Here is a 1,560-nt window from a genome sequence, read left to right as displayed (position 1 = left end):
TGTCAACGTCGGTTGAAAACTGACCCACTTTCGTCGGAATCGTCGGAGTAAAACTGACCCACCCCGGCGTCCCAAAACTTAGTTTCTGATCTTGATATTCCCCGCCTTGCGCTTGTCCTTGAGCCGGTAGCTTTCCCCGGCAATCTGCACGATATGGGCGTGATGCAGCAGGCGATCGAGCAAGGCGGCGGTCAGCGTCTGATCCTCTGCGAAGCATGAGGACCACTGGCTAAAGGGCAGATTGCTCGTGACGATGATGCTGGTGCGCTCGTAGCGCTGGGCCACCACGTTGAAGAACAGGTTTGCCTCCTCGCGCCCGAATGGCAAAAAACCAATCTCATCAATCACCAGCAGGCGTAGCCCGATGATGGCGCGGTTGAAGTACTGCTTGAGCCGATCCTGTTTATGAGCGGTAGCCAGCTGCATCATCAGATCGGCGGCGGTGAGGAAACGGGTCTTGACGCCCGCCATGACCGCCCGGTACGCCAGGGCCTGTGCCAGGTGGCTCTTGCCCACGCCGCTGGGGCCCAGGAACACGACGTTCTCGGCGCGTTCGATGAAGCTCAAGGCTGCGAGTTCTTGAATCTGGGCGCGCGGTGCGCCACTGGCAAAGGCGAAGTCATAGTCCTCGATGGTCTTGATCGACGGCAACGTGGCGATCTTCATCAAGGCAGTCCGCTGGCGCTCGATGCGGGCGTCGTTCTCGACACTCAGGAGGCGTTCCAGGAAGTCCCCGTGGCTGGCGTCCTCGCGGGCACACTGCTGCGCGATCGCCGGCCACTCGCTGCCGATACGCTCCAGCTTCAGGACATCACTGAGTTGTTCGATCCTATTGTGTTGGAGGTTCACGCACGCACCTCCAGCAACTCGTTATAGACCGACAGCGGGTGCTGGAAGCTCTCTCTCGGCACGGGGCGGTGAGAAACGGACGGCACCAGAATGCCATGCTGCGCAGGCAGTGTCAGCAGCGCCAGGCGTTCCTTCTGTAGCCGCTTGGCGGGCCGCTCTCTGGTTGTGCCGTGCAGCCGCTGGTCGGCCACCTCGGTCAACCACCGACCAACGTGGGCGTTCGCTGCCGTCACATCGAACCGAAGTCCGGCCTGCTTGAGGGTTGCAGCCAGGGGGACGCAGAAGCTGCCCTTCAGGTAGCCATTGAATCGTTCGACCTTGCCCTTGGTCTTGGCCCGGTATGGCTGGCATACACGCGGGGTGAAGCCGAACTCCTCGGCAACCGCCAGCAGCCCGTTGTGCCAACGATGGTGACCGGCGCCGTATGCATCGCGCTCAATGATGATGGCGCCGGCGTTATCGAACAGTACATGCTGGGGCACGCCGCCGAAGTAGATGAAGGCCTGGCGTAGACACCCAAACCAGGTCTCGGCACGCTCGTCGGTGGTGAAACGCACCCAGCTCGAACGGCTGTATCCCAGCGTAGCGACAAAAGCCATCAAGGGATCCCGGCCACGCCGGATGTGGGTGAAGTCCGCCTGCATCTGCTTGCCAGGTGGGGTCTCGAAGCGCACCACCGGATCCGACTCCTGATGCTTGTAACTGCCTAAG

Annotated in this window: 2 protein-coding genes; both read right to left on the bottom strand. The window is 61.3% G+C overall.

Features of this window, described 5'->3' with window-relative positions; all coding sequences use genetic code 11:
- Nucleotides 1-78 precede the first annotated feature (78 nt).
- Complete coding sequence (gene istB, locus CEY11_RS24905; RefSeq protein ID WP_088606142.1) at nt 79-849, bottom strand: IS21-like element helper ATPase IstB; 771 nt, start codon at nt 847-849, stop codon at nt 79-81.
- Nucleotides 846-1,560: IS21 family transposase (istA, locus tag CEY11_RS24900; RefSeq protein ID WP_143323052.1), on the bottom strand; the 715-nt coding region annotated here is incomplete at its 5' end. The genes istB and istA, both read right to left, overlap by 4 nt.

This window comes from Candidimonas nitroreducens, from assembly GCF_002209565.1.
In the GTDB taxonomy this organism is placed as follows: Bacteria; Pseudomonadota; Gammaproteobacteria; order Burkholderiales; family Burkholderiaceae_B; genus Candidimonas; species Candidimonas nitroreducens.
This window is presented reverse-complemented; position numbering and strand designations above follow the sequence as displayed.